Origin of the sequence: Pseudoalteromonas sp. T1lg10, assembly GCF_002964545.1 — a bacterium.
Taxonomy (GTDB): Bacteria; Pseudomonadota; Gammaproteobacteria; order Enterobacterales; family Alteromonadaceae; genus Pseudoalteromonas.
The window spans coordinates 1-255 of sequence record NZ_PQBV01000043.1 but is presented as its reverse complement, the minus strand read 5'-3'; the positions used below and the strand labels follow the sequence as shown (position 1 = coordinate 255).

Genomic DNA, 255 nt, shown 5'->3' with positions numbered 1-255 from the left:
CTGTCCGCTAATGGTCACGTTACCGTTTTCATCAACGCTAATTGCTGTAGGGTCAACCTCAATGTCGGTGGTACCGTCACTGATCACGACGCGGATGATTGATGCGCCTGTTTCGATTTGGCCACTTAAAGTGGCATCGGCCGCTTCCGTAGCAGATAATAGGTTATCACCGCCATCATCGAAGATGATGCTATTACCATCATCGCCATTACCTGGCGCTACGGTATCAATAACAACCTCGCCTTCAGCCTCCCC

1 protein-coding gene is annotated in these 255 nt (G+C 50.6%); it reads right to left on the bottom strand.

Annotation, left to right across the window (positions count from 1 at the left end):
* A partial coding sequence (locus C2M17_RS12525; protein WP_158684020.1) for a hypothetical protein occupies positions 1-255 on the bottom strand: 255 nt, incomplete at both ends.